The 25567-nt window shown below is 71.0% G+C and carries 23 protein-coding genes; 8 read left to right on the top strand and 15 right to left on the bottom strand.

Annotated features, from left to right (window positions below; translation table 11 throughout):
- Positions 1-4: 4 nt before the first annotated feature.
- The 6 genes from boxC to V3C34_RS06585 form a co-directional block, all read right to left on the bottom strand.
- Positions 5-1732 (bottom strand): 2,3-epoxybenzoyl-CoA dihydrolase, encoded by a 1728-nt coding sequence (gene boxC / locus V3C34_RS06610; RefSeq protein WP_082807604.1) that lies wholly within the window; start codon positions 1730-1732, stop codon positions 5-7.
- A gap of 114 nt (positions 1733-1846) precedes the next feature.
- Complete coding sequence (locus V3C34_RS06605) at positions 1847-2560, bottom strand: ABC transporter ATP-binding protein (protein WP_068325665.1); 714 nt, start codon at positions 2558-2560, stop codon at positions 1847-1849.
- On the bottom strand, positions 2557-3372 hold the full coding sequence (locus V3C34_RS06600; RefSeq protein ID WP_338538564.1) for an ABC transporter ATP-binding protein: 816 nt from the start codon (positions 3370-3372) through the stop codon (positions 2557-2559). The genes V3C34_RS06605 and V3C34_RS06600 overlap by 4 nt, the downstream gene beginning before the upstream one ends.
- The gene (locus tag V3C34_RS06595; protein ID WP_068325670.1) at positions 3369-4331 is read right to left on the bottom strand and encodes a branched-chain amino acid ABC transporter permease; all 963 of its coding nucleotides are present in this window, start codon (positions 4329-4331) and stop codon (positions 3369-3371) included. Before V3C34_RS06595 ends, V3C34_RS06600 begins: the two co-directional genes overlap by 4 nt.
- Positions 4328-5233, bottom strand: coding sequence for a branched-chain amino acid ABC transporter permease (locus V3C34_RS06590; RefSeq protein WP_068325672.1), 906 nt, complete (start codon positions 5231-5233; stop codon positions 4328-4330). The genes V3C34_RS06595 and V3C34_RS06590 overlap by 4 nt, the downstream gene beginning before the upstream one ends.
- 33 nt (positions 5234-5266) lie before the next feature.
- A complete protein-coding gene (locus tag V3C34_RS06585; RefSeq protein WP_068325674.1) occupies positions 5267-6451 on the bottom strand; it encodes an ABC transporter substrate-binding protein in 1185 nt (394 codons plus the stop codon).
- Positions 6452-6621: 170 nt separating this feature from the next.
- On the opposite strand from V3C34_RS06585, the gene V3C34_RS06580 reads away from it, so the two are divergent.
- Positions 6622-7479 (top strand): PaaX family transcriptional regulator, encoded by an 858-nt coding sequence (locus tag V3C34_RS06580; RefSeq protein WP_211596776.1) that lies wholly within the window; start codon positions 6622-6624, stop codon positions 7477-7479.
- 51 nt (positions 7480-7530) lie between these two features.
- On the opposite strand, the gene V3C34_RS06575 is transcribed toward V3C34_RS06580, so the two are convergent.
- Positions 7531-9168, bottom strand: coding sequence for an AMP-binding protein (locus V3C34_RS06575; protein ID WP_338538565.1), 1638 nt, complete (start codon positions 9166-9168; stop codon positions 7531-7533).
- 56 nt (positions 9169-9224) lie between these two features.
- Positions 9225-11591: a bifunctional salicylyl-CoA 5-hydroxylase/oxidoreductase gene (locus V3C34_RS06570; protein ID WP_346008355.1), complete on the bottom strand. Its 2367-nt coding sequence runs from the start codon at positions 11589-11591 to the stop codon at positions 9225-9227.
- A gap of 79 nt (positions 11592-11670) precedes the next feature.
- On the opposite strand from V3C34_RS06570, the gene V3C34_RS06565 reads away from it, so the two are divergent.
- Genes V3C34_RS06565 through V3C34_RS06545 form a run of 5 tightly spaced genes read left to right on the top strand, consistent with a single transcriptional unit; the run spans position 11671 to position 15761 of the window.
- On the top strand, positions 11671-12861 hold the full coding sequence (locus V3C34_RS06565; RefSeq protein WP_346008354.1) for an acyl-CoA dehydrogenase family protein: 1191 nt from the start codon (positions 11671-11673) through the stop codon (positions 12859-12861).
- 10 nt (positions 12862-12871) lie between these two features.
- The gene (locus V3C34_RS06560; protein ID WP_346008353.1) at positions 12872-13699 is read left to right on the top strand and encodes an enoyl-CoA hydratase family protein; all 828 of its coding nucleotides are present in this window, start codon (positions 12872-12874) and stop codon (positions 13697-13699) included.
- Positions 13699-14490: an SDR family NAD(P)-dependent oxidoreductase gene (locus tag V3C34_RS06555; RefSeq protein ID WP_346008352.1), complete on the top strand. Its 792-nt coding sequence runs from the start codon at positions 13699-13701 to the stop codon at positions 14488-14490. The genes V3C34_RS06560 and V3C34_RS06555 overlap by 1 nt, the downstream gene beginning before the upstream one ends.
- Positions 14487-14900 carry a RidA family protein gene (locus tag V3C34_RS06550; RefSeq protein ID WP_068325684.1) on the top strand — a complete coding sequence of 138 codons (414 nt, stop codon included), beginning with the start codon at positions 14487-14489 and terminating at the stop codon, positions 14898-14900. The genes V3C34_RS06555 and V3C34_RS06550 overlap by 4 nt, the downstream gene beginning before the upstream one ends.
- A 12-nt stretch (positions 14901-14912) precedes the next feature.
- Entirely contained in the window at positions 14913-15761 is an 849-nt protein-coding gene (locus V3C34_RS06545; RefSeq protein WP_346008351.1) for a PaaX family transcriptional regulator, read from the top strand.
- Between the two features lie 28 nt (positions 15762-15789).
- Here the strand turns inward: V3C34_RS06545 and V3C34_RS06540 are convergent, their stop codons facing one another.
- The 5 genes from V3C34_RS06540 to V3C34_RS06520 all read right to left on the bottom strand — a co-directional run bounded on the left by V3C34_RS06540 (position 15790) and on the right by V3C34_RS06520 (position 21075).
- Positions 15790-16335 carry a GNAT family N-acetyltransferase gene (locus tag V3C34_RS06540; protein ID WP_068325688.1) on the bottom strand — a complete coding sequence of 182 codons (546 nt, stop codon included), beginning with the start codon at positions 16333-16335 and terminating at the stop codon, positions 15790-15792.
- Positions 16332-17828, bottom strand: a complete 1497-nt coding sequence (gene boxB / locus V3C34_RS06535; RefSeq protein WP_346008350.1) for a benzoyl-CoA 2,3-epoxidase subunit BoxB — start codon at positions 17826-17828, stop codon at positions 16332-16334. Before boxB ends, V3C34_RS06540 begins: the two co-directional genes overlap by 4 nt.
- A 120-nt stretch (positions 17829-17948) precedes the next feature.
- Positions 17949-19496 carry a phenylacetic acid degradation bifunctional protein PaaZ gene (gene paaZ / locus V3C34_RS06530; protein WP_338538570.1) on the bottom strand — a complete coding sequence of 516 codons (1548 nt, stop codon included), beginning with the start codon at positions 19494-19496 and terminating at the stop codon, positions 17949-17951.
- Entirely contained in the window at positions 19493-20368 is an 876-nt protein-coding gene (locus V3C34_RS06525) for a 3-hydroxyacyl-CoA dehydrogenase family protein (protein ID WP_338538571.1), read from the bottom strand. Before V3C34_RS06525 ends, paaZ begins: the two co-directional genes overlap by 4 nt.
- Positions 20365-21075 (bottom strand): SDR family NAD(P)-dependent oxidoreductase, encoded by a 711-nt coding sequence (locus V3C34_RS06520; RefSeq protein WP_338538572.1) that lies wholly within the window; start codon positions 21073-21075, stop codon positions 20365-20367. The genes V3C34_RS06525 and V3C34_RS06520 overlap by 4 nt, the downstream gene beginning before the upstream one ends.
- A 135-nt stretch (positions 21076-21210) precedes the next feature.
- Here V3C34_RS06520 and V3C34_RS06515 point away from each other — a divergent pair, with 135 nt between their 5' ends.
- Together V3C34_RS06515 and V3C34_RS06510 are read left to right on the top strand one after the other, a co-directional pair.
- Positions 21211-22713, top strand: a complete 1503-nt coding sequence (locus V3C34_RS06515; RefSeq protein WP_068422885.1) for an aminopeptidase P family protein — start codon at positions 21211-21213, stop codon at positions 22711-22713.
- A 100-nt stretch (positions 22714-22813) separates the two neighbouring features.
- Entirely contained in the window at positions 22814-23869 is a 1056-nt protein-coding gene (locus V3C34_RS06510) for a MaoC family dehydratase (RefSeq protein WP_346008349.1), read from the top strand.
- 8 nt (positions 23870-23877) lie between these two features.
- Here V3C34_RS06510 and V3C34_RS06505 read toward each other — a convergent pair whose 3' ends face one another.
- Positions 23878-24936, bottom strand: coding sequence for a hypothetical protein (locus tag V3C34_RS06505; RefSeq protein ID WP_346008348.1), 1059 nt, complete (start codon positions 24934-24936; stop codon positions 23878-23880).
- Positions 24933-25448 (bottom strand): SigE family RNA polymerase sigma factor, encoded by a 516-nt coding sequence (locus V3C34_RS06500; RefSeq protein ID WP_346008347.1) that lies wholly within the window; start codon positions 25446-25448, stop codon positions 24933-24935. Before V3C34_RS06500 ends, V3C34_RS06505 begins: the two co-directional genes overlap by 4 nt.
- Positions 25449-25567 lie beyond the last annotated feature (119 nt).

Below are 25567 nucleotides of genomic sequence, written 5' to 3'. Positions count from 1 at the left end.
CGCCTCAGACCCTCTCCAGGTTGTACTCGCCCTTTTGGCCGGACCCGTAGCGCCGCAGGGCGCCTTCCGGGCCGGAGGCGTTGGGGCGGATGAAGATCCAGTTCTGCCAGGCGGTGAGCCGACCGAAGATCTTGGTCTCCATCGTCTCGGGGCCGACGAAGCGGTGGTTGGCCTCCATGCCGGTCAGGGCGTCGGGGCTGAGGGCGGCCCGCTCCTCGAGGACGATGCGCAGCTCGTCCTCGAAGTCGATGTCGTCGAGGGCGGTGGTGACGAGCCCGGCGGCGTCGGCGGCGGCGGCGTCGAGGTCGGTGCCCTTGGCGGCGCGCGCGGTCTCGAGGTCCTGCTCGCGACCGAAGAAGCGCGACTCGAGGCGGGTGAGCCCGTTGCCCATCGGGTAGCGGCCGTCGTTGACGTCGGTCAGGCGGATGGTCGCCGGGGTCGCGTCGGGGTCGACGTCCTCGTAGACACCCTCGAGCATGTACTGGCGGTCCGCGGCGAGCGCGAGCTCCAGGAGCGTGCCGACGAAGGCCGAGCCGGGCTCGATGACCGCGATGAGGCTGCGCGAGGTGACGTCGAGACGCTTCAGCGTGCGCTTGAGGTAGTGCACCACCTCGTTGACGAACCAGTGCTCGGACCACTCCTCGAGCTTGGCGTCGTGGGCGAGGACGAGCTCCTGGTCACCGCTCGTGCGCAGGACCCAGGTGCCCAGCTGCAGCTCGTTGGTGCGCAGGTGCAGGATGAGGTCGTCGAGCTCGCGGGCCAGGGCGAGCGGGTAGTAGTCGACCCCCTGCGCCCGGGCGGCCTCGGCGTCCGCCGGCGGCGCCTCGGTCGGTGCGGAGACGGTGATGTCGACCCGTCGGCCGGCGCGGTCCAGGGTCGCGGCGACGTGGCTGTAGGAGATGACGTCGCCGTCGATCGTGCGCTCCAGCTCGGGGAGCTCGACACCCTCGCCCGCCTGCCCACCACGGGTGGACTCGGCGGCCGCGGCGTGGGCCCGCTTGCTGATCTCCTCGTCCCAGGCACCGCGCGGGATCGTCGCGTCGATGAGGCCCCACTCGACGGCGGTGCTGCCGCGGTAGCCCTCGGACTTCGTCGCGAAGAGGTCGGCGCGGTCCTTGCGCACGTGCCGCTTGTCCACGACCCGGGTCAGGCCGCCGGTGCCGGGGAGGACACCCAGGAGCGGGACCTCGGGCAGGGAGACCGTCGAGCTGTTGTCGTCGACGAGGACGATGTCGTCGCAGGCCAGGGCGAGCTCGTAGCCGCCACCGGCCGCGGTGCCGTTGAGGGCCGCGATCCACTTCTGGCCGGAGCTGGCGGTCGCGTCCTCGATGCCGTTGCGGGTCTCGTTGGTGAACTTGCAGAAGTTCACCTTCCAGCTGTGCGGCGAGGCCGCGAGCATCCGGATGTTGGCGCCGGCGCAGAACATCCGCTCCAGGCCACCGGTCATGACGACCGCCTTGACCTCCGGGTGCTCGAAGCGCATCCGCTGGACGACGTCGTAGAGCTCGATGTCGACGCCCAGGTCGTAGCTGTTCATCTTCAGCTCGTAGCCGGGGACGAGGCCGCCCTGCTCGTCGACGGCCAGCTTCACCGTGGCGACGTCGCCGTCGTACTCCACGGTGAAGTGGCGGTAGCGCTCCGGGGAGGTGCGGAACTCGACGACCGGCGGGGCGGACGCGGGCTCCGCGCTCGTCCCGGGGGCCGCGGCCTGGTCGATGGTGGTCTCGCTCACGGTCAAACCTTCCGTCGGTGCCGATCGGACGTCGCGGAAGGAACCACGACGTCGGGGTACGTCCCTATCTTCTACATCGCACCCACGCTACGTCAAGAGCGTGTAGCACTTTTTTCACCCGACGCCGAGCAGCCGCCGCGCCCGCGCCGCGTCCCCGCGGAACTCGTGGGTGGTGCTGTCGTGGACGATGCGGCCCTTCTCCATGACGACGACGCGGTCGGCGACGGAGAAGGCCGCACGCAGGTCCTGCTCGACGACGAGGACCGTGATGCCCTCCTGGGCGAGCTCGGAGACGATGCCCATGACCTGCTGCACGATGGCCGGCGCGAGCCCGTCGGAGGGCTCGTCGAGCAGGAGCACGCGTGGGCCGAGCAGCAGCGCCCGCCCGATCGCGAGCATCTGCTGCTCGCCGCCGGAGAGCTGGTCGCCCCGGTTGCCGCGTCGCTCGCGCAGCCGCGGCATGAGCTCGTAGACGCGCTCGAGCGTCCACTCCCCCGAGTGCTTGCCCTCGGCGATGCGCAGGTTGTTGTGCACCGTGAGCGGCGCGAAGACCCGCCGCCCCTGGGGCACGATCGCCAGCCCGACACCCGCCCTGCGGTGCGTCGGCATCCGGGTGATGTCCTCGTCGCCGACGTGGATGCTGCCGGCGAGGGTCGGGACGAACCCCATGATCGTCGACATGAGGGTCGTCTTGCCCACGCCGTTGCGCCCGAGCAGCGCCACGGTCTCGCCGGCCGCCACGTGCAGGTCGACCCCGGTGAGGACGGTGCTGCCCCCGTAGCCGGACTCGACGCCCGCGATCCTCAGGTCTGCTCCGGTGCCGCTCATCGGGCCGCCTCCTCGGTGGTGGGTGCCTCGTGGAAGAGCTCCTCGAGGGAGTCCTCCCCCAGGTAGGCCTGCTGGACGGTGGGGTCCTCGCGCACCTCGTCCGCGGGGCCGTCGGCGATGAGTGCGCCGAGGTGCAGCACGCTCACCCGGTCGGCGAGCCGGAAGACGAGCTCGAGGTCGTGCTCGATGATGACGACCGTCAGGTCTTCGGGCAGCGAGTGGACCAGCTCGGCGAAGCGCTGGCTCTCCGCGGGCGACATGCCGGCGGCCGGCTCGTCGAGCAGGAGCAGCTGCGGCCGCGTGGCCAGGGCCACCGCGACCTCGAGCTGGCGTCGCTCGCCGTGGCTGAGGTTGCCGGTCATGATGTGCGACCGGTCGGCGAGCCCGACGTCGGCGACGCACTGCTCGGCGAGGTCGTCGATCTCGCTGTTGCGTCGGTGGGACGAGGTCAGCCACGACATCCCCTTGCCGGCGACCCGCTGGGCCGCGAGGGCGACGTTGTCGAGCGGGTTCATCGACAGGAAGAGCGAGCTGTGCTGGAAGGTCTTGCCCAGCCCGCGGCGCGCCCGCCAGGCCGCGGAGCGGCGGGTGACGTCCTCCCCGGCGAGGAGGACCTGGCCGGAGGTGACGGGCAGCCCGCCGGCCACGAGGTTGAAGAGGGTCGACTTGCCGGCTCCGTTGGGGCCGATGAGGGCGTGGCGTCCCCCCTTCGCCACGTCGAGGCTCACGTCGTCGACGGCGACGAGCGCGCCGTACTTCTTCGTGACGCCGCGCAGGGAGAGGGCCGGGACATCGGTGGTCGGCACGGTCATGCCTTCTTCTCCTGGAATCGTCGGACGAGCAGCCGGCGCCAGCTGGTGCCGGCGAAACCGTGCGGCAGGAGGTAGACGACGGCGATGAAGACGAGACCGAGCAGCAGCGGTCCGCGACCCCCGAGGGAGGCGCCGATGTCGTCGCGCACGATCGTCACCAGGGCCGCGCCGAGCACGGCGCCCCAGAGGCGGCCGCGGCCGCCGACGACGACCGCGAGCAGCGCCATGGCCGAGACCTCGAAGGCGAGGTCCTCCGGGGAGACGAAGCGGTTCTGCGCGACCCACAGGGACCCGGCCGCGCCCGCGACCGCCCCGGCGATGCCGTAGACGACGAGCTTGAGCCGGAAGGTGGAGTAGCCGAGCGAGCCCATCCGCTCCTCGTTGTCCCGCAGGCCGCGAAGGGAGCGACCCAGGGTCGAGCGCGACGTCCACCAGACGACGGCGAAGCCGACGAGGAAGACGAGCAGCACCCACCAGTACCGGACGCCGGCGAGCGTCACCGGCTCACCGCCGGGGGCGAGGGTGATCGACGGGATCCCGTAGAGCCCGTTGGTCCCGCCGGTCAGGCCGCTCCAGCGCTGCGCGAGGACGTGCACGAGCTCGGCGATCGCGAGGGTGAGCATGAGGAAGTAGGTGCCCTTGGTGCGCACCATGAGCACCCCGGTGACGAGGGCGAAGACGCCTCCGGTCACCACGGCCGCGAGCAGCGCCACGGGGGCGAAGGCATCGATGTCACGGGCCACGAGCGCGGCCGTGTAGGCACCGACGCCGAAGGGGGCCGCGTGCCCGAGCGAGGGCATGCCGGAGACCCCGACGAGCAGGTCCAGGCTCACGGCAAGAAGAGCCAGCGCGAGCACCCTGCTCAGCGTGTTGGCCGTGTCGGCCGGGAAGATCAGCGGGACGGCCGCGAGGAGCAGGACGACGATGACCGCGAGGAGCGCGGGGAGCTTGTCCCTCATGCCGCCGCCTCCTTGGTGCCGAGCAGGCCCTGGGGTCGCAGGAGCAGGACCAGGCCCATCGCGCCGAAGACGAGGAAGGACGCGTGGTCCGGCAGGAGCGAGACGCCGAGGGTCTCGATCTGGCCGATGACGAGGGCCCCGACGAGGGCCCCGCTCACGGAGCCGAGGCCACCGATGACGACGACCACGAGACCGAGCAGCAGGATCCGGTTGTCCAGGCCCGGGTAGGCCGAGAGGATCGGCCCGCCGATGACGCCGCCGGCCGCGGCCAGTGCCGCACCGACGGCGAAGACGCCGGTCACGAGGCGCTTGGTGTCGACCCCCAGGGCGGAGACCATCTGGGGGTCGACGACCGAGGCCCGCACGAGCGAGCCGACGCGGGTGCGCTCGATGACGTAGAGCGCCGCCACTGCCAGGAGGGCGCCGACGACGATGACGACCAACCGGTAGAGCGGGTAGGACTGCCCGAAGATCGTCACGCTCCCGTCCAGGCCCTGCGGCGCCGGGATGGAGCGCACGTCGTTGCCGAACCGCATCGAGACGAGGTCGGAGACGACGAGCGCGATGCCCAGCGTGAGCAGGGCCTGGTCCAGGTGGCCGCGGTGGGCCACCGGTCGGACCATCGCCGACAGCCCCCACCCGCCGATGCCGCCGATGAGTGCCGCGAGCAGCACGGCGCCGCCGAAGGCGACCAGCGTCATGGTCGATCCCCCGCCGATCAGCGCGACGGCGACGTAGGCGCCGACGAGGTAGATCGCTCCGTGGGCGAGGTTGAGCACGTCCATGACGCCGAAGACGAGCGAGAGCCCGAGGGCGATGACGAAGAGCAGGACGCCGGTGGCGAGCCCGTCGATCATCGTCACCCCGTTGTCGGTGATGAAGTTGGCCGTCAGTGCGGTCACGTGGATCTCCCAGCAGTGGGTGGGGCGGACGGGTCAGGAAGAGGGCTTGGTGAGCTCGCTCTCGATGACATTGGTCCAGGCGTCACCCTTCTTCTCGACCTTGCGCAGGTAGTAGGTCTGGTCCGGGCCCTGCGTGTCGGAGAAGGACCACGGGCCGCGGGGGCTGTCGACCTCACCGGTCGCCTTCAGGCCCTCGACGATCTGGTCGCCGCTGGTGCCCTTGTCGAGCGCCTTGTCCAGGACGGCGCCGGCGTCGTACGTCTGCATCGCGTAGACCGTCGGCGGCACCTTGTTGGCGGCTGTGTAGGCCTTGACGAAGGTCTTGTTCTTCGGGTTGTCCAGCTCCGAGGAGTAGTGCAGCGAGGTGAAGATGCCCTCCGCGGACTTGCCCTGCGCCGTGAGGGCGCCGCCCTCGGTGAGGAAGCCGGTGGCGTAGAAGGGGATGTCCTTGTGCAGACCGAGCTGGTCGTACTGCTTGACGAAGGTGACCGCCTCGGCGCCGGCGTAGAACGCGAAGACCGCCTTGGGCTTGGCGTTGCGGACCTTCTGCAGGTACGGCTGGAAGTTCGTCGTCTTGCCGAAGGGGGTCATCTGGGTCCCGGCGACCTTGCCGCCCGCGCCCTCGAAGGACTTCTTGAAGCTGGCGAGGAACTCCTGGCCCGCCGCGTAGTCGGGACCGACGAGGTAGACCTTGCCGTCACCGACCTCCTTGGCGACGTGGGCACCGATGGCCTCGCTGACCTCACCGTTGGAGAAGCTGGTCCGCCACACGTACGGGGAGGAGGACTTGCCGGTGATGTCGTTGGCGCCGGCGTTGGTGATGATGAGCGGCTTCTTCGCCTCGGTGAAGGAGTCGGTCAGGCCGAGCGCCACGGCGGAGTTGACGATGCCGACCACGGCGTCGACGGACTCGTCCTGGGCCAGCTTGGTGCCGGCGGGGACGCCGTCCTCGGGACCGGACCCCTCGTCGACGACGGTCAGCTCGACCTCCTTGCCGCCGAGCTTGTTGTCGTTCTCGTCGAGATAGAGGCGGAAGCCGGCCTCCATGTCCTTGCCGAGGGGCGCGTAGACGCCGGACTGCGGCACGAGGAGGGCGATCTTGACCTTGTCGTCGTCGCCGCCTTCGTCACCCCCTCCGCCGGAGAGGGCCGACCCACCGCAGGCGGTGAGGGCGAAGGTCATGGTGAGGGCCAGCGGGAGGGTACGGGTGGCGCGCATCGGGACTCCAGGGGTGCGGTCTCGTCATTGAGGGCACGACGGGTCGGTGGGATCCGACCCCGTCGTCGGTGACACCGAGAATGGTGGGGAATTGTTCTACAGTCAATAGGCGCCTCGAAACAATTTCGTAGCAAATTGGGTTAGGGTCTGCTTCACCCCGAGGAGGACGAGTGACGACCAATCTGCAGGCCCCCACCGAGGTGGGCGATCGATCGACCCCGGCAAGCGCTCGCTCGCTCCTGCTGACGATCCTCGGCGAGTTCGTCCACCCCCGCGACGGGGCGGCGTGGACGGGCACACTCGTGTCCGCGCTCGGCGCCCTGGGCGTCGAGGAGAAGTCCGCGCGGCAGACGATCGCCCGCACGGCGAGCCAGGGGATCATCGAGTCGGAACGGCACGGCCGCCGGGTGCGGTGGCAGCTGACCGAGCACGGACGCGCCCTGCTCGCCGAGGGCACCGACCGGATCTACGGCTTCCTGCGTCGCCCGCGCGCCTGGGACGGCCAGTGGCTCGTGGTCGCCGCCGCCGTCCCCGAGTCGCAACGCAGCACGCGGCACCGGTTGCGCACCCGGATGACCTGGCTGGGCCTGGGCTGCCCGACCCCGGGCCTGTGGATCATCCCCGACGCCGACAAGGAGACCGAGGTCCAGCACACCCTCGCCGACCTCGACCTCGGCGACCGGGCCTTCGCGTGGGTCGGCCGCCGGGCCGCCGGCACCGACCCGACCGCGCTCATCGACGCGGCCTGGGACCTCGACGAGGTGCGCGCCCGCTACCGGGACTTCGCCGACGACTTCGGCGAGCGGGAGGTCGCCGGCGACGACGCGGCCTTCGTCGCGCAGGTGGAGCTCATCCAGGCCTGGCGCGCCTTCCCCTTCGTCGACCCGGACCTCCCGGCCGAGCTGCTCCCGCCGGACTGGCCCGGACCGCAGGCCGCGACCCTCTTCCACACCCGTCGGGACCGCTGGCACCGGCTCGCCCAGCGCGAGTGGGAGCGCATGGAGACCGCGGCCGGCGAACGCACCTGACCCGCCGCGGGTGGAGGTGGTCCCGAACCCCGCCACGACGAGGGCGACACGTCATGCGGTCTGGTCGCGCAACCTGTACCGCTGCACCTTGCCGGTGGCCGTGCGGGGCAGCGCGTCGATGAACTCCACCCGGCGCGGGTACTTGTAGGGAGCGATTCGGCTCTTGACGTGGTCCTGGATGGCGGCAGCCAGCTCCGGGCCGGCCTGCGCCCCGTCCCGGAGCACGACGTAGGCGACGACCAGCTGGCCCCGGCTCGGGTCGGCCTGCCCGACCACGGCGCAGTCGGAGACGTCCGGGTGCGAGAGCACCGCCTCCTCCACCTCGGGTCCGGCGATGTTGTACCCGGAGGAGATGATCATGTCGTCGTTGCGGGCCCGGTACCAGAAGTACCCCTCGTCGTCGCGGACAAAGGTGTCGCCGGTGATGTTCCAGCCGTTCTCCACGTACACCTGCTGGCGGGGATCGGCCAGGTAGCGGCACCCGGTCGGGCCCTTGACGGCGAGCCGGCCGGGGGTGCCGTCGGGGACCGTCCGGCCGTCCTCGTCGACGACCCTGGCGGTGTACCCCGGCACCTCGACACCGGTCGAGCCCGGATGGATGTCGTCGTCGGCCGCCGCGATGAAGACGTGCAGCATCTCGGTGGACCCGATGCCGTCGATGATGCGGATCCCCGTGCCTTCGTGGAAGGTCCGCCACGTCGCCTCGTCCAGGTGCTCGCCCGCGGACACGGCCCGGCGCAGCGAACCGAGCGACCCGGTGTGCCCTCCGGAGACCATCGCCCGGTAGGCCGTCGGTGCCGTGAAGCAGATCGTGACGCCGTGGGTCTCGATGTGGCCCGCCAGCTCCGCCGGGGTCGCCTTCTCCACCAGCAGCGTGCTCGCGCCGACTCTCAGGGGGAAGACCACTGCCCCACCGAGGCCGAAGGTGAAGGCGATCGGGGGTGTCCCCGTGAACCGGTCCTCGGGGGTGGGCTGCAGCACGTGGCGCGAGAAGGTGTCGGCGATCGCCAGCACGTCGCGGTGGAAGTGCATCGTGGCCTTCGGCCGGCCGGTTGTCCCGGAGGTGAAGGCCAGCAGGGCGACGTCGTCGGCAGCGGTGACCACGTCGTCGTGCTCGGTGGATGCCTCGGCGATCCTCTGGCACAGGTCGTCGGCCGACGACCCGCCGTAGGCGACGACGGGCGCCGAAGTCCCCGCCGCCTGCAGCTCGTCGAGGAACCGGTGGTCGCACAGTGACAGGTCGATCCGAGCGATCTCGTCCACGGCGGCGAGCTCTCCCGCGCGCAGCAACGGCATCGTGGCGACGACGACACCGCCGGCCTTGAGGACGCCGAACCAGCAGGCCACCGTCCACGGGTTGTTCGGGCCGCGCAGCAGCACCCGGTTGCCGGGCACGAGACCGAGATCCTCGACCAGCAGGTTGGCGATCCGGTTGGCCGTGGTGCGCAGCTCCTCGTAGGACCACTCCTCACCATCGGGGCTGAGCAGGCACGGACGGTCCCCACCGTGCTCTCGGATGACGTCGTCCAGCAGGGCGGTGGCGCAGTTCAACCGATCGGGGTAGCTGGTGTCGGGTCCGAGCACGATCTCGGGCCAGTCGGCAGGATCGGGCAGGTTGTCGCGGCAGAAGGTGTCGGTGTGGGCCGACGGGGACAGCGTCTCCGGGGACGGGGTCGTTGACGTGGGCACGGGGTCTCCTCACTCGCAGGGACGTGGCGAGATGCGTGTGGCTGCGCGACGGGAGGTCACGGTCGCCACCTGCGGTGGGCGGTCGCCGGACCGCCCTGCCTGACGAGCTCCAGACGGGGCTTCGGTCCGTCGGAGCGTCCGGTCTGCGGCTTGCGGCGGCCGGCCCGCCACGGGTCCGGCCAGCTCGCCCCCGGGCCGTCGTAGTCCTGCTCGACGGCCGCATGCAGGGTCCAGCTGGGGTCGTAGAGGTGCGCTCGGCCGATGGCGCACAGGTCGGTCCGCCCGGCCAGCACGAGCGAGTTCACGTCGTCCCACGACGAGATCACCCCGACGGCGATGGTGGGGATGTCCACACGGTTGCGGATCGCGTCGGCGTAGGGAGTCTGGTACGAGCGGCCGAAGGCCGGCTTCTCCGCGGAGGTGACCTGGCCGGTGGAGACATCGATGGCCGCGGCGCCGGCAGCGGAGAAGGCCTCGGCAATGGCAATCGTGTCCTCCGTCGAGATCCCACCCTCGACCCAGTCGGTCGCCGAGATCCGCACCGTCATCGGCCGGTCCTCGGGCCATGTCTCGCGCATCGCGGTGAAGACCTCGAGGGGGAACCGCAGCCGGCCGTCGACGTCGCCGCCGTACTCGTCGGTGCGCCGGTTGGTGTACGGCGACAGGAAACCGGAGAGCAGGTAGCCGTGCGCACAGTGCAGCTCCAGCAGATCAAAGCCGGCCTCGGCCCCGCGCCGGGCCGCCGAGACGAACTGCTGGCGGATCTCGTCCATACCCGCTCGGTCGAGCTCGCGCGGGACCTGGTTGCGGTCCGGGTCGTAGGCGAGCGGGGAGGCCGCGACGACGTCCCAGTTACCGACGTCCAGCGGCTCGTCGATTCCTTCCCACATCAGCTTCGTCGACCCCTTGGCCCCGGAGTGCCCGAGCTGCAGGCCCACCTTCGTCGGCGTCTCTGCGTGGACGAAGTCGGTGATCCGGCGCCACCGGGCAGCCTGCGCGTCAGACCACAAGCCGGTGCAGCCGGGGGTGATCCGCCCCTCCGGGGACACGCAGACCATCTCGGTCATGACCAGTCCCGCACCACCGAGCGCCTTGCCGGTGAGGTGCGCGAAGTGGAAGTCCGTCGGCATCCCGTCGACGGCCTTGTACATGTCCATCGGTGAGACGACGACGCGGTTGGGCAGCTCGAGCTCGCCCTTGCCCGGCCCGCCGAGCACGAAGGGCTGGAACATCGGCGGCCGGTGGTCCCCGCAGCCGTGGCCGCGCCGCTGCTCGTGCTCGGCGAACCACTCGTCCAGCCGCTGGACGAACTCCGGGTCACGCACCCGAAGGTTGTCGTGGGTGACCCGGCGGCTGCGGGTGAGGATGTTGAACGCGAACTGCAGCGGCTCCTGGTGGGTGTACTGCCCGAGGTTCTCGAACCACTCCAGGCTCGCCTGCGCTGCTCGTTGGGTCGACTGCACCACCGGCTTGCGCTCCGCCTCGTACGCCGTCAGGGCCGCGTCGAGGTCGGTCTGCTCGTGCAGGCAGGCCGCGAGGGCGAGCGCGTCCTCCATCGCCAGCTTGGTGCCGGACCCGATGGAGAAGTGAGCGGTGTGGGCGGCATCGCCGAGCAGGACGATGTTGCGATGGCGCCACTGCTCGTTGCGGATCGTGGTGAAGGTGATCCACTTGGAGTTGTTGGACATGACCTGATGACCCTCGAGCTCCTCGGCGAAGAGCTCGCGCACCCGTTCGATAGAGGCCAGGTCGGACTCGCCCGGCCCGAAGTCGCCGTGGCTGAACCCCGCCCGCTCCCACACCCGCGAGTTCATCTCCACGATGAACGTGCTGCCGGTGGCGTCGAAGGGGTAGCCGTGGATCTGCATCACCCCGTGGGGTGTCTGGCGGATGTAGAACTTGAAGGCGTCGAAGACCTTGTCGGTCGCCAACCACATGTACTTGCAGTCCCGCACGTCCCGTGTCGGGCCGAACGTGTCCGAGTAACGTTCCCGGATCGGCGAGTTGAGTCCGTCGGCGGCCACCACGAGGTCGTGGGTGCGCGACAGCTCCTCGACGTCGGGGGCCGCGGTCTCGAAGTGGACGGCGACACCGACCGCGGCTGCGCGCGCCTGCATGATCTGCAGCAGCCGCTTGCGGGAGAGCGCCGCGAAGCCGTGCCCACCACTGGTGATGACCTCGTCGCGGTAGTGGACGTCGATGTCGTCCCAGAGCGCGAACTCGGCCTTCATCGCCTCGTGGATCACCGGGTCGGCGTGCTCGATGCCACCCAGCGTCTCGTCGGAGAAGACCACGCCGAACCCGAAGGTGTCATCGGCGGCATTGCGCTCCCAGACGGTGATCTCGTGGTCCGGCCCCAGCTGCTTGGCCAGCAGGGCGAAGTAGAGCCCACCCGGCCCGCCACCGACGACAGCGATGCGCATGCGATGTCCCTTCGTGTGATCGAACGTCAGTGTATTGGAACGTTGACGGTCGTTGTCAATGCGTTATAGCGTCGCCGTCATGACGTCTTTCGGTCTGACTGCTGATCAGCAGGAGTACGCCGACCGCGTTCGTGACCTCGCGCGCACCCATTTCTCCGGCCGCGACCTCCGGCAGAGCCACGAGCCGGGCGAGCAGGGACATGTGGACCGACGACTGCTCCGCCGGCTCGGTGACCTCGGCCTCCTCCGCGGTCTCTTCGGAGGCGAGCCGGAGGAAGCCCCGCACGATGCGGCAGCGATGCAGCTGTGCCTCTTGCGCGAGACCCTCGCCGGCGTGGACACCGCGGCCGAGACCGCCCTCGCCCTGCAGGGGCTCGGCAGCTACCCGATCCTCCAGTCCGGCGCCCGCGAGACGGCCGAGCGTTGGCTCCCCGGTGTCATCACCGGCGAGGTGGTGGCCGGATTCGCCCTCTCCGAGCCGGGCGCAGGGTCCGATGCCGCGGCTCTTGCGCTGCGCGCCCAGCCGGATGGCGACGGCTGGCGGCTGTTCGGGGAGAAGACCTGGATCTCCAACGCGCCAGAGGCCGACGTCTACACCGTCTTCGCCCGGACCACCTCCGATGCAGGCGCCAGGGGGGTCACCGCCTTCGCGGTGTCGGGCGACGCCGAAGGTCTCGGGGGCGAGCACCTCGACCTGCTGACACCCCACGCGATCGGTCGGCTCACCTTCGAGGGTGTCCGGGTGGAGCGTGCGGACGTGCTGGGCGAGGTCGACGCGGGCTTCCGGGTAGCCATGCGCACCCTCGACCTCTTCCGCCCGAGCGTCGGCGCCTTCGCCGTCGGTATGGCCCAGGCAGCGCTGGAGAGCGCAGTCCGCTGGTCGATCGAGCGTGAGGTCCACGGCGGCCCGCTGCACGAGCAGCAGGCGGTGTCCCACGCACTCGCTGAGATGGCCACGCAGGTCCAGGCCTCGCGACTGCTGGTCCGCGCGGCGGCCTCCGCCTACGACTCAGGGGCCCCCGCCGCGGATGTCACCAAGGCGGCCGCCATGGCCAAGCTGTACGCCACCGAATCCGCTCAGCGGGTCGTCGACCAGGCAGTGCAGCTGCACGGTGCCCGCGCCCTGCAGCGAGGCCATCTGCTGGAGCACCTCTACCGCGAGGTCCGCGCGCCCCGGATCTACGAAGGCGCCTCGGAGGTCCAACGCACCATCATCGGCCGAGCTCTCGTCCGAGAGGCTCGGACCACCACCACCGACGAGCGCCCATGAGGAGCACGCGATGACCCGATTCCGCGCATCAGCCGAGTTCACCCAGGAGTGGCGACACTTCCGCTTCGAGGTCGCCGACGGCGTCGCCACCGTGACCCTCGACCGTCCGGAGAAGATGAATGCGCTGACCTTCGAGAGCTACGCCGACCTGCGTGACCTGCTCCACGAGCTGCCCACCCGTGAGGACGTGTCGGTACTCGTCATCCGTGGTGAAGGGAGGGGCTTCTGCGGCGGCGGGGACGTCAACGAGATCATCGGCGAGCTCATCCAGATGGACGCCCGTGACCTGATCGGTTTCACGCGGATGACCGGCGACGTCATCAGGGCCATGCGCGAGTGCCCGATCCCGATCGTCGTCGGCGTCCAGGGCATCGCCGCCGGAGCGGGTGCGGTGCTGGCACTGGCCGCCGACTTCAGAGTCGTGGCCCGGTCGGGCAAGTTCGCCTTCCTGTTCACCAAGGTCGGACTCTCCGGGGGAGACATGGGCGCCGCCTACCTGCTCCCCCGGATCGTGGGCGCGGGCCGCGCCACCGAGCTGCTCATGCTGGGCGAGACCATCGATGCCGAGACCGCAGACCGGTACGGACTGGTCAGCCGGCTGGTCGAGGACCCCGAGCTCGACGACGCCGTCCAGGACCTGTCCCGACGCCTGGCCGACGGTCCGACGTTGGCCTACGCCGAGACCAAGTCGCTGATCACCCGGGAGCTCGACATGAGCCTCGCTGCGGCCGTCGAGCTCGATGCCTCGACGCAGGCACTGCTGATGACCACGCAGGACCACACCGAGTTCCACGCCGCCTTCAACGCACGTCGCCCCCCGAAGTGGACGGGACGCTGATGAGCAACGGCGCAGTCGAGACCGCCACCAGGCCGCTCAGCGGCCGGGTCGCCCTGGTCACCGGGGCCAGCACGGGGATCGGCCTCGCGGCTGCCCAGCGGCTCTCTCGCGACGGGATGCGGGTCGCGCTGCTCGCCCGGGACGAGGCAGCCCTGACCGACGCCGCGGCCACCCTGCCCGGGGAATCGCTGGTCCTGCCCACCGACGTCACCGACAGCGAGCAGCTGGACGCGGCCTACCGGACCGTCGAGCAGACCTGGGGGCCGGTGGAGGTGCTGGTGCTCAGCGCCGGCAACGGCATCGGCGCCCCGTTGGCCGAGACCACCGACGAGGACTGGCAGCGCATGCTCGACCTGAACCTCACCGCACCCTTCCGGTGCCTGCGGCGAGCGCTGCCCGGCATGCTCGAGCGCGGGTGGGGCCGGGTCGTCGTGGTCGCCTCGATCGCGGCCAAGGTCGGCGACAAGCAGGTCGCGGCCTACACCGCCAGCAAGCACGGTGTCCTCGGCCTCGTCCGGTCGGCCGCGGCCGAGCTCGCCAGCACCGGGGTGACGGTCAATGCGGTGTGCCCCGGCTACGTCGACACCCCGATGACCGACCAGTCGGTGGCCGACATCGCCGAGCGGAGCGCCCGGTCCCAGGAGGAGGTCCGGCGGCTGCTGGAGCGCAAGCAGCCGATCCGGCGGCTGGTGACGACCCAGGAAGTAGCCGACGTCGTGGCGCTCTGCGTGGCCAACGGCGCGATCAACGCCCAAGGCATCAACGTCGACGGAGGAGCAGTCCAGTCATGAGTCCCGAGCGGATCAACCCATCCCACCTCGCGCCGGCCGCGGGGTTCTCCCACGCGGTCCGCGTGACCGGTGGGGCCACGGTCCACCTCGCCGGCCAGACCGCGCTCGACGCGGACGGGATGATCGTCGGCGACGACGTCGTGGAGCAGTTCGAGCGGGCCCTGACCAACCTCCTCGCCGCACTGGAGGCCGCTGGCGGGACACCTGAGCACCTCGTGTCGATGACCGTCTACATCGTCGACATGGACGACTACAAGGCACGATCCCGTGACATCGGTCGGGTGTGGAAGCGTCTCGTGGGAGCCCACTACCCCGCGATGGCTGGCATCGGTGTGGCCCGACTCTGGGATGTCGAAGCGCTCGTGGAGGTGCAGGGCGTGGCCCAGCTGCCCGACCGATCCGGTGAGTAGGGGCTGGTGCAGGTGACGCGCACCCTCGGGACGAGTCCCCCACGCGCCCTGATCTTCACCCTCTACGGTCTCTACGCCCGAGAGACCGGCGGCTGGCTGAGCGTCCGGTCGTTGATCCAGCTGCTCGGTGAGGTGGGCGTCGACGGCCAGGCAGTCCGCTCGGCAGTCTCACGGCTGAAGCAGCGCGGCCTCCTGGTCCCCGAGAAGTGGGACGGTCTCGCGGGCTACACACTCTCCGAGCGGGCCCGCGACGTGTTGCTCGAAGGGGACCGGCGCATCTTCGCTCGGCCGCGAGCCGAGGGCGACCACCAGTGGCTCCTCGCAGTCTTCAGCGTGCCCGAGTCCGAGCGCGACCAGCGACACAAGCTGCGCAGCCTGCTGACCCAGCTGGGGTTCGGCACCGTCTCGGCAGGCGCGTGGATCGCGCCGGCTCACGTCGAGGGTCTCACCCGCGAGACCCTCGACGAGGCCGGCCTGGCGGAGTACCTCGACCTCTTTCGGTCCGAGCACCTGGGCTTCCGCCCGTTGCCCGAGCAGGTGGCTCGCTGGTGGGACCTGGAGACCTTGAACCTGATGCACTCGGAGATCGTGGGGACGTACCGATCGACCCTGGATGCGTGGAGGGATTCGACCCAGGACGACGCCACCGCCTTCGTCGACTACGTCGGGCTGCTCACCAGCTGGCGCAGACTCCCGTACCTCGATCCGGGACTTCCGAGAGACCTGCTACCCGATGACTGGCGTGGGGTCGAAGCCGCCGACATCTTCTTCGAGCTGCGCGACCGGATAGCGCTGCCCGCTCGCCGACATGCCGCGACGAAGGCTCCCGAGGTGACCTTCGACCCGCAGGTGCGCGGGTGATCGACACCTGCGCTCGTACTGCGCCGTCTCAGTAGCGATGCTTCTCCACGTCGACGTAGTCGCCGCTCTCCTCCTCACCCTGCGAACGCGAGTCGGCCGGCGGCGCCGTCGTGGCCGGCACGGACCGTGGCGCGGCCGTGGCCTCCTCCTCCACGGCACCGACCCGCTTGCGCAGCGACGCGTCGCCCTCGTTGCCGCGGTAGCCGCGGACGAGGAGCCAGTCGTGCACGTCGTCGCGCTGCGGGTGGGCGTCGGGGACGGTGTTGTAGACGTAGTTGATCCCGCGCGAGCGGGCCTCCTGCTCGAGGTGCTCCATGACCCAGGAGCCGACGCCCTGCCCCTGGCGTGCGGCGTCGACGGCCAGGGTGATCTCGGCGTCACCGCCCCACGTGGTGTCCAGGACGCCCAGGCCGACGACCTCGGCGCCGTCCCGGGCGACGAACCAGTCGCCCGGGAGCTCGGCCCCGTCCGCGAAGTCGAGGACGAGGGCACCGTCCGGGGCGGAGGCGGCGATGCGCGCCTTGTCCGCGTCCCAGACGGGTCGGGCCTCGTGCTCCCAGGTCAGAGAGGTCACGACAGGCCTTCCTCGCGCAGTCCCTGCTCGTAGAGGTGGACGTAGTCGTACTCGACCGGCTGGCCGTTGATGCCCGTCGGGGGCTCGGCGATCCAGCTGGCGAACTTGCCGAGCTCGTACTCCGGGACCATGAGGGCGGCGACCTTGGCGCGGTCCTCCTCGCTCGGGATCCACTCGTCCTTGCGGGTCTCCCACGTCGCGTCGTCCAGGACCTCGCCGTCGGGGCTCACGTGGTGACCGGCGTAGACGCCGACCTGGCGGTGGAAGCCCTCGTGCGGCAGATACAGGCGCTCGTCCAGACCGGCGTCCTCGAGCGCCTGGTTCCACCGGTTGACGCCGTTGGCGCAGTCGGCGACGTACTCGTCGCGCAGGTCGAGGTTGAGCGCCGAGATCATCGGGACCGTCTTCGTGCGGATCTCGCCGTCCTCGACGTAGGACATCTCCCGCTCGCCGTCGAGCAGCGTGTGGTCGTCCTTGCGGCGGGTCTCCTGCCAGCGGCCCTTGAGGCCGGAGGTGTAGTAGTTGCCCGCGTTGGTCGACTGCTCCGACCCGAAGAGGTCCATGGAGACGGAGAACTGGAAGTTCAGGTACTTCTGGATGACGCTCAGCGGGATGACGCCGTGCTCCCACACGTCGTCGGTGCCGTGCTTGGCCATCTCCTCGGCGGTGCGCTCCACCGTGCGCTGCACGCCGGTGGTGCCGACGAACATGTGGTGGGCCTCCTCCTTGAGCATGAACTCGCAGGTGCGGGCCAGCGGGTCGAAGCCGCTCTCCTTGAGGGTGCCGAGCTGGTACTTGCCGTCCCGGTCGGTGAAGTACGTGAACATGAAGAACTGCAGCCAGTCGGTGGTCTCCTCGTTGAAGGCACCGAGGATGCGCGGGTTGTCGTAGTCACCCGAGTTGCGCTTGAGGAGCTGCTCGGCCTCCTCGCGTCCCTCACGACCGAAGTACGCGTGGAGCAGGTAGACCATCGCCCAGAGGTGACGGCCCTCCTCGACGTTGACCTGGAAGAGGTTGCGCATGTCGTAGATCGAGGGCGCCGTGTTGGCGAGGACCCGCTGCTGCTCGACGGAGGCCGGCTCGGTGTCGCCCTGGATGACGATGAGGCGCATCAGGTCGGCCCGGTACTCACCGGGGACCTCCTGCCAGGCCTTCTCCCCCTTGTGCTTGCCGAAGTTGACCGTGCGGTCCGGGTCGCCCTCGGCGAGGAAGATGCCCCACCGGTACTCCTCCATCGGCACGTGCTCGAAGTGCGCCCAGCCGTCGCGGCCGACCGCGACCGCGGTGCGCAGGTAGACGTCCTTGGTCGGCAGCTCGGGGCCGAGGTTGCGCCACCAGTCGAGGAACTTCGGCTGCCAGCCCTCGAGCGCGCGCTGCAGGCGACGGTTGTCGTTGAGGTTGACGTTGTTGGGGATCCGCTGGCTGTAGTCGATCGGGCTCGTCGGCCCCGAGGGGTCGGGAGCGGAGCCGATGCGGTCGTCGGTGGTCGTCATGCCATCTCCTTGGGTCGCGTCACTGCGAGGTCACTTATGTTCTACAGGCTATCTGTCGGTACGACAAGAGTTTGTCGAACGTTTTTCGCCGAGCGGGGGACGAAGGGGGTCCCCCGCGCCTCAGCCGAGCCGGCCCAGGACGGCCGGGCTGCCCTGCACGGCGGTGCGCTGCAGGTGGGCGTGGACGGCGCGCAGGCCGCCCTCCTCCTGGCCGCCGCCGGCGCGGCCGGGACCGCCGTGGACGAGCTGCGGCATGGGCGTGCCGTGGCCGGTGGACTCCGGGGCGCTGTCGCGGTCGAGCACCAGGACGCGGCCGTGGAAGGGGGCCGCACCGGTGACCACCTGGGTCACGAAGTCGGCGTCGGCCGACACGACGGAGCCGGCGAGGCTCCCTTCGCCCCGGGCGAGCAGCGCGACGGCGTGCTCGGGGTCGCGGTAACCCATGAGCGCGCTGACCGGGCCGAAGGCCTCGACCTCGTGCGGCTCGCTGCGGTCGGCGTCGTCCACCCGCACGAGGACGGGCGACATGAAGGCGCCCCGCTCGGCGTCGGCGCCGATGACGTCGACGCGGTCGACGTCGCCGAAGACGACGGTGCCGGCCCCGGCGATGCGACGGGCGGCATCGCGCACGTCGTCACGCTGGGCGGTGCCGACGAGCGCGCCCATCCGGACGCCCTCTGCACCGGGCGCACCGATGCCGATGCCGCCCAGCCGCTGCGCGACGGCCTCCGCGACGGCGTCGACCCGCTCGGCGGGGACGAGGGCGCGGCGGATGGCCGTGCACTTCTGCCCCGCCTTGACCGTCATCTCGGTGACGAGCGCCTTGACGAAGAGGTCGAACTCCGGCTCGCCCGGCGCCGCGTCGGGGCCGAGGACGGAGGCGTTGAGGCTGTCGGCCTCGGCGTTGAAGTGCGCGGAGCGACGGGTCACCGCGGCGTCCGCGCGCAGGCTCGCGGCCGTGTCGGCGGAGCCGGTGAAGCCGATGTGGTCCTGGCCGCCGAGCTCGTCGAAGAGCCCGGGGATCGAGCCGGCGACGACCTGCAGCGCCCCCTCGGGCAGCGCCTCGGACTCGACCATCATCCGCACCGCCTCGACGGCGATGTAGGCCGTCGGCGTCGCGGGCTTGACGATCGTCGGCACGCCGGCGAGGAGCGCGGGCGCCAGCTTCTCGAGCATGCCCCACACCGGGAAGTTGAAGGCGTTGATCTGCAGCGAGATCCCGTGCGGGCTCGTCAGCACGTGCCGCCCGCCGAAGACGCCCTCCTTGCCGAGCTGGATGAAGTCGTCCTCGACGATGACGGTGCCCTCCGGCAGGCCCTTGCGGCCGAGCGAGGAGTAGACCATCGCGGTCCCGATGCCGCCGTCGACGTCGACGGCCGCGTCGCGGGCCGTGCAGCCGGCGCGGGCGGACAGCTCGTAGAGCCGGTCCTTGCCCTCCTGCACCGCGGCCGCGGCGGCCTTGAGCGCGGCGGCCCGCTCGTGGAAGGTCATCGCACGCAGGGCGGGACCCCCCTTCGTCCTGGCGTGGGCCACGGCGGCGCCGAGGTCGATGCCCTCGCTCGTCACCCGGGTGACGGTCTCGCCGGTCACGGCGTCACGGACCTCGCGGCCCTCACCGCTGCCGGCGACCCATCGGCCGGCGACATAGCTCTGCAGGGTCTCGCTCATGCTGTCTGCTCCTTGGGGTCGTTCCAGTCGTAGAAGCCGCGTCCGGTCTTGCGGCCGTGGTGGCCCTGCTCGACGAGGTCGATGAGCAGCTGCGGCGGGGCGAATCGGGGACCGAGCTCGCGCTCGAGGTAGCGGGCGATGCCCAGGCGCACGTCGAGGCCGACCAGGTCGGTGAGGCGAAGGGGGCCCATCGGGTGGCCGTAGCCGAGCGACATGGCCGCGTCGATGTCCTCCGCCGACGCGACGCCGGCCTCGAGCATGCGGATCGCCTCGAGGCCGATCGCGACACCGAGACGGCTGCTGGCGAAGCCCGGCGAGTCCGCGACGACGACCGGCGTCTTGCCCAGGCCCTCGCGCACCCACTCGACCGCCCGCTCGCGCCAGACCTCGTCGGTCGCCGTCGCGATGACGATCTCGACGAGACGGCTCGCGGGCACGGGGTTGAAGAAGTGCAGCCCGAGGAGTCGCTCGGGGTGGCGCAGGGAGGTCGCCAGCGCGTCGAGCGAGATGCTCGAGGTGTTGGTGGCCAGCGCCGCGTCGTCGGCGATGACCGCCTCGACGCGCTGGAGGGTGTCGCGCTTGAGCTGCTCGTCCTCGGGGACGGCCTCGATGACGAGGCCGCAGCCGGCGAGGTCGGCGGCATCGGTCGTCGTCGTGAGGCGCCCCATGGGCTCGGCCGCGTCGGTGATCTTGCCCCGCTCCACGCTCTTGTCGCAGGAGCGCTGGACCCGCGCCACCGCCCCCTGCGCCGCGTCGTCGCGCTCGAGCAGGACGACCTCGCTGCCGGCGAGCAGCAGCCCGTGGACGATGCCGGCGCCCATCTGGCCACCGCCCACCACCCCGGTCCGGTCGGGGATGTGTCCGTCGGTCATGCCAGGCCTCCCGTGGCGTCGATGATGTCGCCGGTGATCCACCCGGCGTCCGGGGAGAGCAGGAGCGCGATCGCCCCCGCGATGTCCTCGGGGGTGCCGAGACGGCGCATCGCGTTGCTCGCGGCCATCGCGTCGATGGCCTTGTCGCTCGTGATCGAGCGCAGGTACTCGGTGTCGGTGGCGCCGGGGCGCACGACGTTGACCGTCACCCCGCGCCTGGCGACCTCCTTCGCGGCGACCCGGCTCGCGGCCTCGAGCCCCGCCTTGGCCGCGGCGTAGGTGCTCTGCCGTGCCGGGGCGACCCGGGCGGCGGCGCTGGAGACCATGACGATGCGTCCGCCGTCGGCCACCCGGGCGGTCGCCTCGCGCAGGACGAGGAGGGCCGAGACGAGGTTGAGGGAGAGCGAGGCGTCGATCTGCTCGCGGGTCAGCTCGGTGATCCGCGGGTAGTCCCAGCCGCCGACGCAGTCGACGACGACGGTGAGCTCGCCACGCTCCTGCGCCGCGTCGAAGGCGGCGACCACACCCTCCTCGGTCGTCGCATCGGCTGCGATCGAGCGCACCCGCTCCCCCAGCTCCGCGACGAGCGCGTCCGCGCGCTCGGGGTGGCCGTGGTGGGTGATCGTCACGTCGTGGTCGGCCGCGAGGCGGCGGGTCACGGCGGCGCCGATCCCGCCGGCTCCGCCCAGCACCAGGGCAGTGGTCATCGTCGACTCCCTTCGTCGTCGACCAACATGCCACACATCGATGTCGCGACGCTAGTAGTCGTGTAGAACTTCCGCCGGCGAAGGGGGCCGCGCCCCGTCCCCGTCCTGCGTCGCGCGTGGTGAGACGATGTCCCGATGAGCGAGGAGCAGCAGCAGGCAGAGAACCGCAAGCGGCCGACGACGGACGAGTTCCGGGCCTTCGTCGCCGAGGACTGGGCGCCGCGCTCGCAGGACCGGGCCGGGCTGACCGAGGCCGCTGCCCGCGCGGCCGTGCGTCGCGAGGCCGTCTCCGCCGCCCACCGCGGCGAGCGCCTCGTCATCCCCGCGGGCGGGCTCAAGGTCCGCAGCAACGACAGCGACTACGTCTTCCGGCCGCACTCCGCCTTCGCCCACCTCACCGGGCTGGGCGCCGACCGCGAGCCCGACGCCGTCCTGGTCATGGAGCCCCTCGGGGGGCCCGACGACGACGCCGGCCACGAGTCGGTCCTCTACTTCCGTCCGCTCGCGCCCCGCGACTCCGACGAGTTCTTCGCCGACAGCCGCTACGGCGAGTTTTGGGTCGGCGCGCGCCCCTCGATCGAGGACGTCGAGGACGAGCTCGGCCTCACCGGCCGCCACGTCGACCAGCTCGAGGACGCCGTCGGCAAGGACGCGGGGCAGGTCACCGTGCGTCTCGTCCGCGACGCCGACCGCGACCTGACCGCCCGCCTCGACACCGTGCGCACCCAGGGCGGTGCGGAGCAGGAGACGCTCGCCGAGGGCGACGCCGCCCTCGCCCACGCGCTGTCGCACCTGCGCATGGTCAAGGACGACTGGGAGATCGAGCAGATGCAGGCCGCGGTCGACGCGACCCGCGTCGGCTTCGAGGCCGTGATCCGTGAGCTGCCGACGCTCGCCGAGCGGGGGCGCGGGGAGCGGTGGGTCGAGGGGATGTTCGGCCTGCACGCCCGCCACCAGGGCAACGGGGTCGGCTACGACTCGATCTGCGCCGCCGGCGACCACGCCAACACGCTGCACTGGATCAAGAACGACGGCGACGTCCGGGACGGCGACCTCCTGCTCCTCGATGCCGGCGTCGAGATGGACTCGCTCTTCACCGCCGACATCACCCGCACGCTGCCGGTGAGCGGTACCTTCACCGACGCCCAGCGCGAGATCCACGAGGCCGTCGTCGCGGCCCAGGCGGCCGGCATCGCGGCGGTCCGGCCCGGCGCGAAGTTCTCCGACATCCACGCCGCGTCCATCCGCGTCATCGCCGAGCACCTGCACGCGTGGGGCCTGCTCCCCGAGGGCGTCACCGTCGAGGACACCCTCGACACCGAGCACGGCCAGTACCACCGCCGGTGGATGGTCCACGGCACGAGCCACCACCTCGGAATCGACGTCCACGACTGCGCGCTCGCCACCCGCGAGGAGTACTCGGACGCCGAGCTGCTGCCCGGCATGGTCCTGACCGTCGAGCCCGGCCTCTACTTCAAGGCCGACGACCTCAAGGTCCCCGAGCGCTTCCGGGGCATCGGCGTGCGCCTCGAGGACGATGTCGTCGTCACGCCGGACGGCCACCTGAACCTCTCCGGTGGCTGGCCGCACGCCGCCGACGAGATCGAGGCCTGGATCAAGGACGTCCAGGCCCGCTGAGGGGTGTGGCCGGGCCAACAGCCGGACCGGCCGTCGCGGCCCGGGACGACGGGGGAGGATGACCGCAGCATCCCCCTTCGTCGACCGAAAGGCCCCGAGCATGTCCACCAAGACGGTCCCCGGCAACTACTTCGAGGACTTCTCGATCGGTCAGCAGATCCGGCACGCCACGCCGCGGACGGTGACCGACGGCGACATCGCGCTGTACACAGGTCTCTACGGCTCGCGCTTCGCGGCGACGAGCGCGTCGACCTTCGCGGAGTCGATGGGCTTCGAGCGGATGCCCGTGGACAGCCTGCTCGCCTTCCACCTCGTCTTCGGCAAGTCCGTCCCCGACATCTCGCTCAACGCGGTGGCCAACCTCGGCTACGCGGGCGGGCGCTTCGGGGCGGCGCTGCACGTCGGTGACACGGTGACGACGACCTCGACGGTCATCGGGCTCAAGGAGAACTCGAACGGCAGGACCGGCGTCGTCTACGTCAACTCCGTCGGCGTCAACCAGCACGACGAGATGGTCGTCGACTACGTCCGCTGGGTCATGGTCCACAAGCAGGACCCGTCCTCCCCCGCCCCCGAGACCGTCGTCCCCGACCTGCCGGGTGCGGTCGCGGCGGAGGACCTGCTCGTCCCCTTCGACCTCACCGGGCGCGACTACGACGTCGAGCTGGCCGGCTCCCCCTTCGTCTGGGACGACTACGAGGTGGGTGAGCGGATCGACCACATCGACGGCATGACCATCGAGGAGTCGGACCACATGCTCGCCACGCGGCTGTACCAGAACACCGCGAAGGTCCACTTCAACCAGCACGCCCAGTCCTCGTCCAGGATCGGGCGCCGGCTCATCTACGGGGGCCACATCATCAGCCTCGCCCGCGGCCTGTCCTTCAACGGCCTGGCCAATGGGCAGATGATCGCCGCGATCAACGCCGGCGCGCACGCCAACCCGACCTTCGCCGGCGACACGGTCTACGCCTGGTCCGAGGTCCTCGAGCGCATCGAGATCCCCGGCCGCACCGACGTCGGCGCGCTGCGCCTGCGCACCGTCGCGACCAAGGACACCCCGTGCGCGGAGTTCCCGTACAAGGGTGAGGACGGCAAATACCTGCCCGAGGTCGTGCTCGACCTCGACTACACGGTGCTCATGCCGCGTCGCTGAGCCCGGTCTCAGTCGATGTCGACGCCGAGGATCGTCGCCAGCTCTGGAGTCAGCTGCGCCCCGATGCCTTGGGTGTACAGGCTGGTGTGGCACCCCGGATCGACCATGATCTGGAGATCCGGCCCGGCTGTGTACCGGAGGATGACCCGCTGCTCGTCCCCGGAGAACCCGCAAACAGCGCTGCCAGGTGGCACCGGCCTTGCCCCGGCGTCGGTGACCGCGCTGATCGGCGCCGCGCGCAGCGCGGTCACGAGTGCAGGTAGGTCCTGCACAGCTCGAGGGGTGCCGCCCCCCGGCCACGGGCAGATCACCGCGCCGACCGGGTCGCCCGGGACGAGCTCGTCGGCCGCGCCCCGCCTCATCGGCAACCGCCCATCGCACCCGGTGACCGTCATGCCCGGCCACGTGGAGTCGTCGTAGGCCTTCATGATCTCTGGATTCACGGGGTCGAAGCTCTCGACGCCGATCTTCCCCAGCCGTGCGGTGTCCCAACACCGGCCGTCCTTGGTCACCAGCCAGGCAGATCCCCCCTCGTAGTCGACCCTGACGAGGTGCGACCCGGAGGAGCCTCGGGTGAGACAACCCGTCGGGGCCGCACCCAGCCTCGGAGAAACCTCACGCAGGTCGGCGACCATCGCCTCCAGATCGCCGCCCAGCGCGCGCTGCCCCGCCAAGGCCTCGCCCCGGTATGGGCTGTCATATCGGCACACCGTCACCGCGACGACGTCCCCCTCCGGCACGAGCCGGCCCGTCCCCGCTTTGACCGTCGACGGCAGCATCCGCGCCACCTGCTCCGCGTCCGCGCCCTGCGGAAGCTTCTGCGGGCACGCCGGCCGGTCGAGCTCCGTCGCAGGAGCGGTCGACGCCCCTCCGGTGCCGGCGATGGCCGCCCAGCCCAGGGGCACCGCGACGGCGACAGCAGCCGCGGCGGCCACACCCACCAGGCGCTGGCGCCGACGGCGCTGCACGCGCGCCCGCACCCCGGCGAAGGAGACCGGCTCGTCGCGGTGGGCGGACCCCCCTTCGCCCCATCGGTGCAGCTGCTCCTCCAGCTCGTGCTCGCTCATCGCGCGACCTCCTCGTCGTCGTGGGCCGGTCGTCCCTCGTCGTCGAGGAGCAGGCGCAGCGCGGCCAGGCCCTTGGCCGACTGGCTCTTGACGGTGCCGGGCGCGATCCCGCACAGGGCCGCGACCTCGTCGACGGAGCGGTCCTCGACGTAGCGAAGCACGACGACCTGGCGCTGCCCGACCGGCAGGTGCTGCAGCGCTCGACCCAGCAGGTCCCGGTCGGCGACGGCCTCCTCGCCACCGGGCGAACCGGCGTCCGGGAGGACCTCGGTCGGCACCTCGCCGCGCCATCGGCGCTGCCACCACGACGCCTGCAGCCGCACCATCGTCGTGCGCACGTAGGCCTCGGGCGAGCGGTCGCGGATCTGCTCCCACTTCGGCCAGCACCGCGCCAGCGCCGCCTGGACGAGGTCGTGGGCCAGGTGCTCGTCGCCGGTGAGACGACGCGCCGTGCGCAGCAGCGAGGGCGAGCTCGCCTCGACGAACTCGCGCAGACCCTCTGGCTCGCGCACGTCGGTCACCTCCTCCACGAGGTATACCGGTTGGGCCGACGGTTCGGTTGCCGCGGCCGCACCGCCACATGCGTGGCGCGGCCCAGGTCAGGTCCACAGACCCCGCGATCGCAGGTTCT

Source organism: Janibacter terrae (assembly GCF_039636765.1).
In the GTDB taxonomy this organism is placed as follows: domain Bacteria; phylum Actinomycetota; class Actinomycetes; order Actinomycetales; family Dermatophilaceae; genus Janibacter; species Janibacter terrae.
The sequence above is the reverse complement of the archived record's forward strand: the minus strand, read 5'-3'. Positions and strand labels throughout refer to the sequence as shown.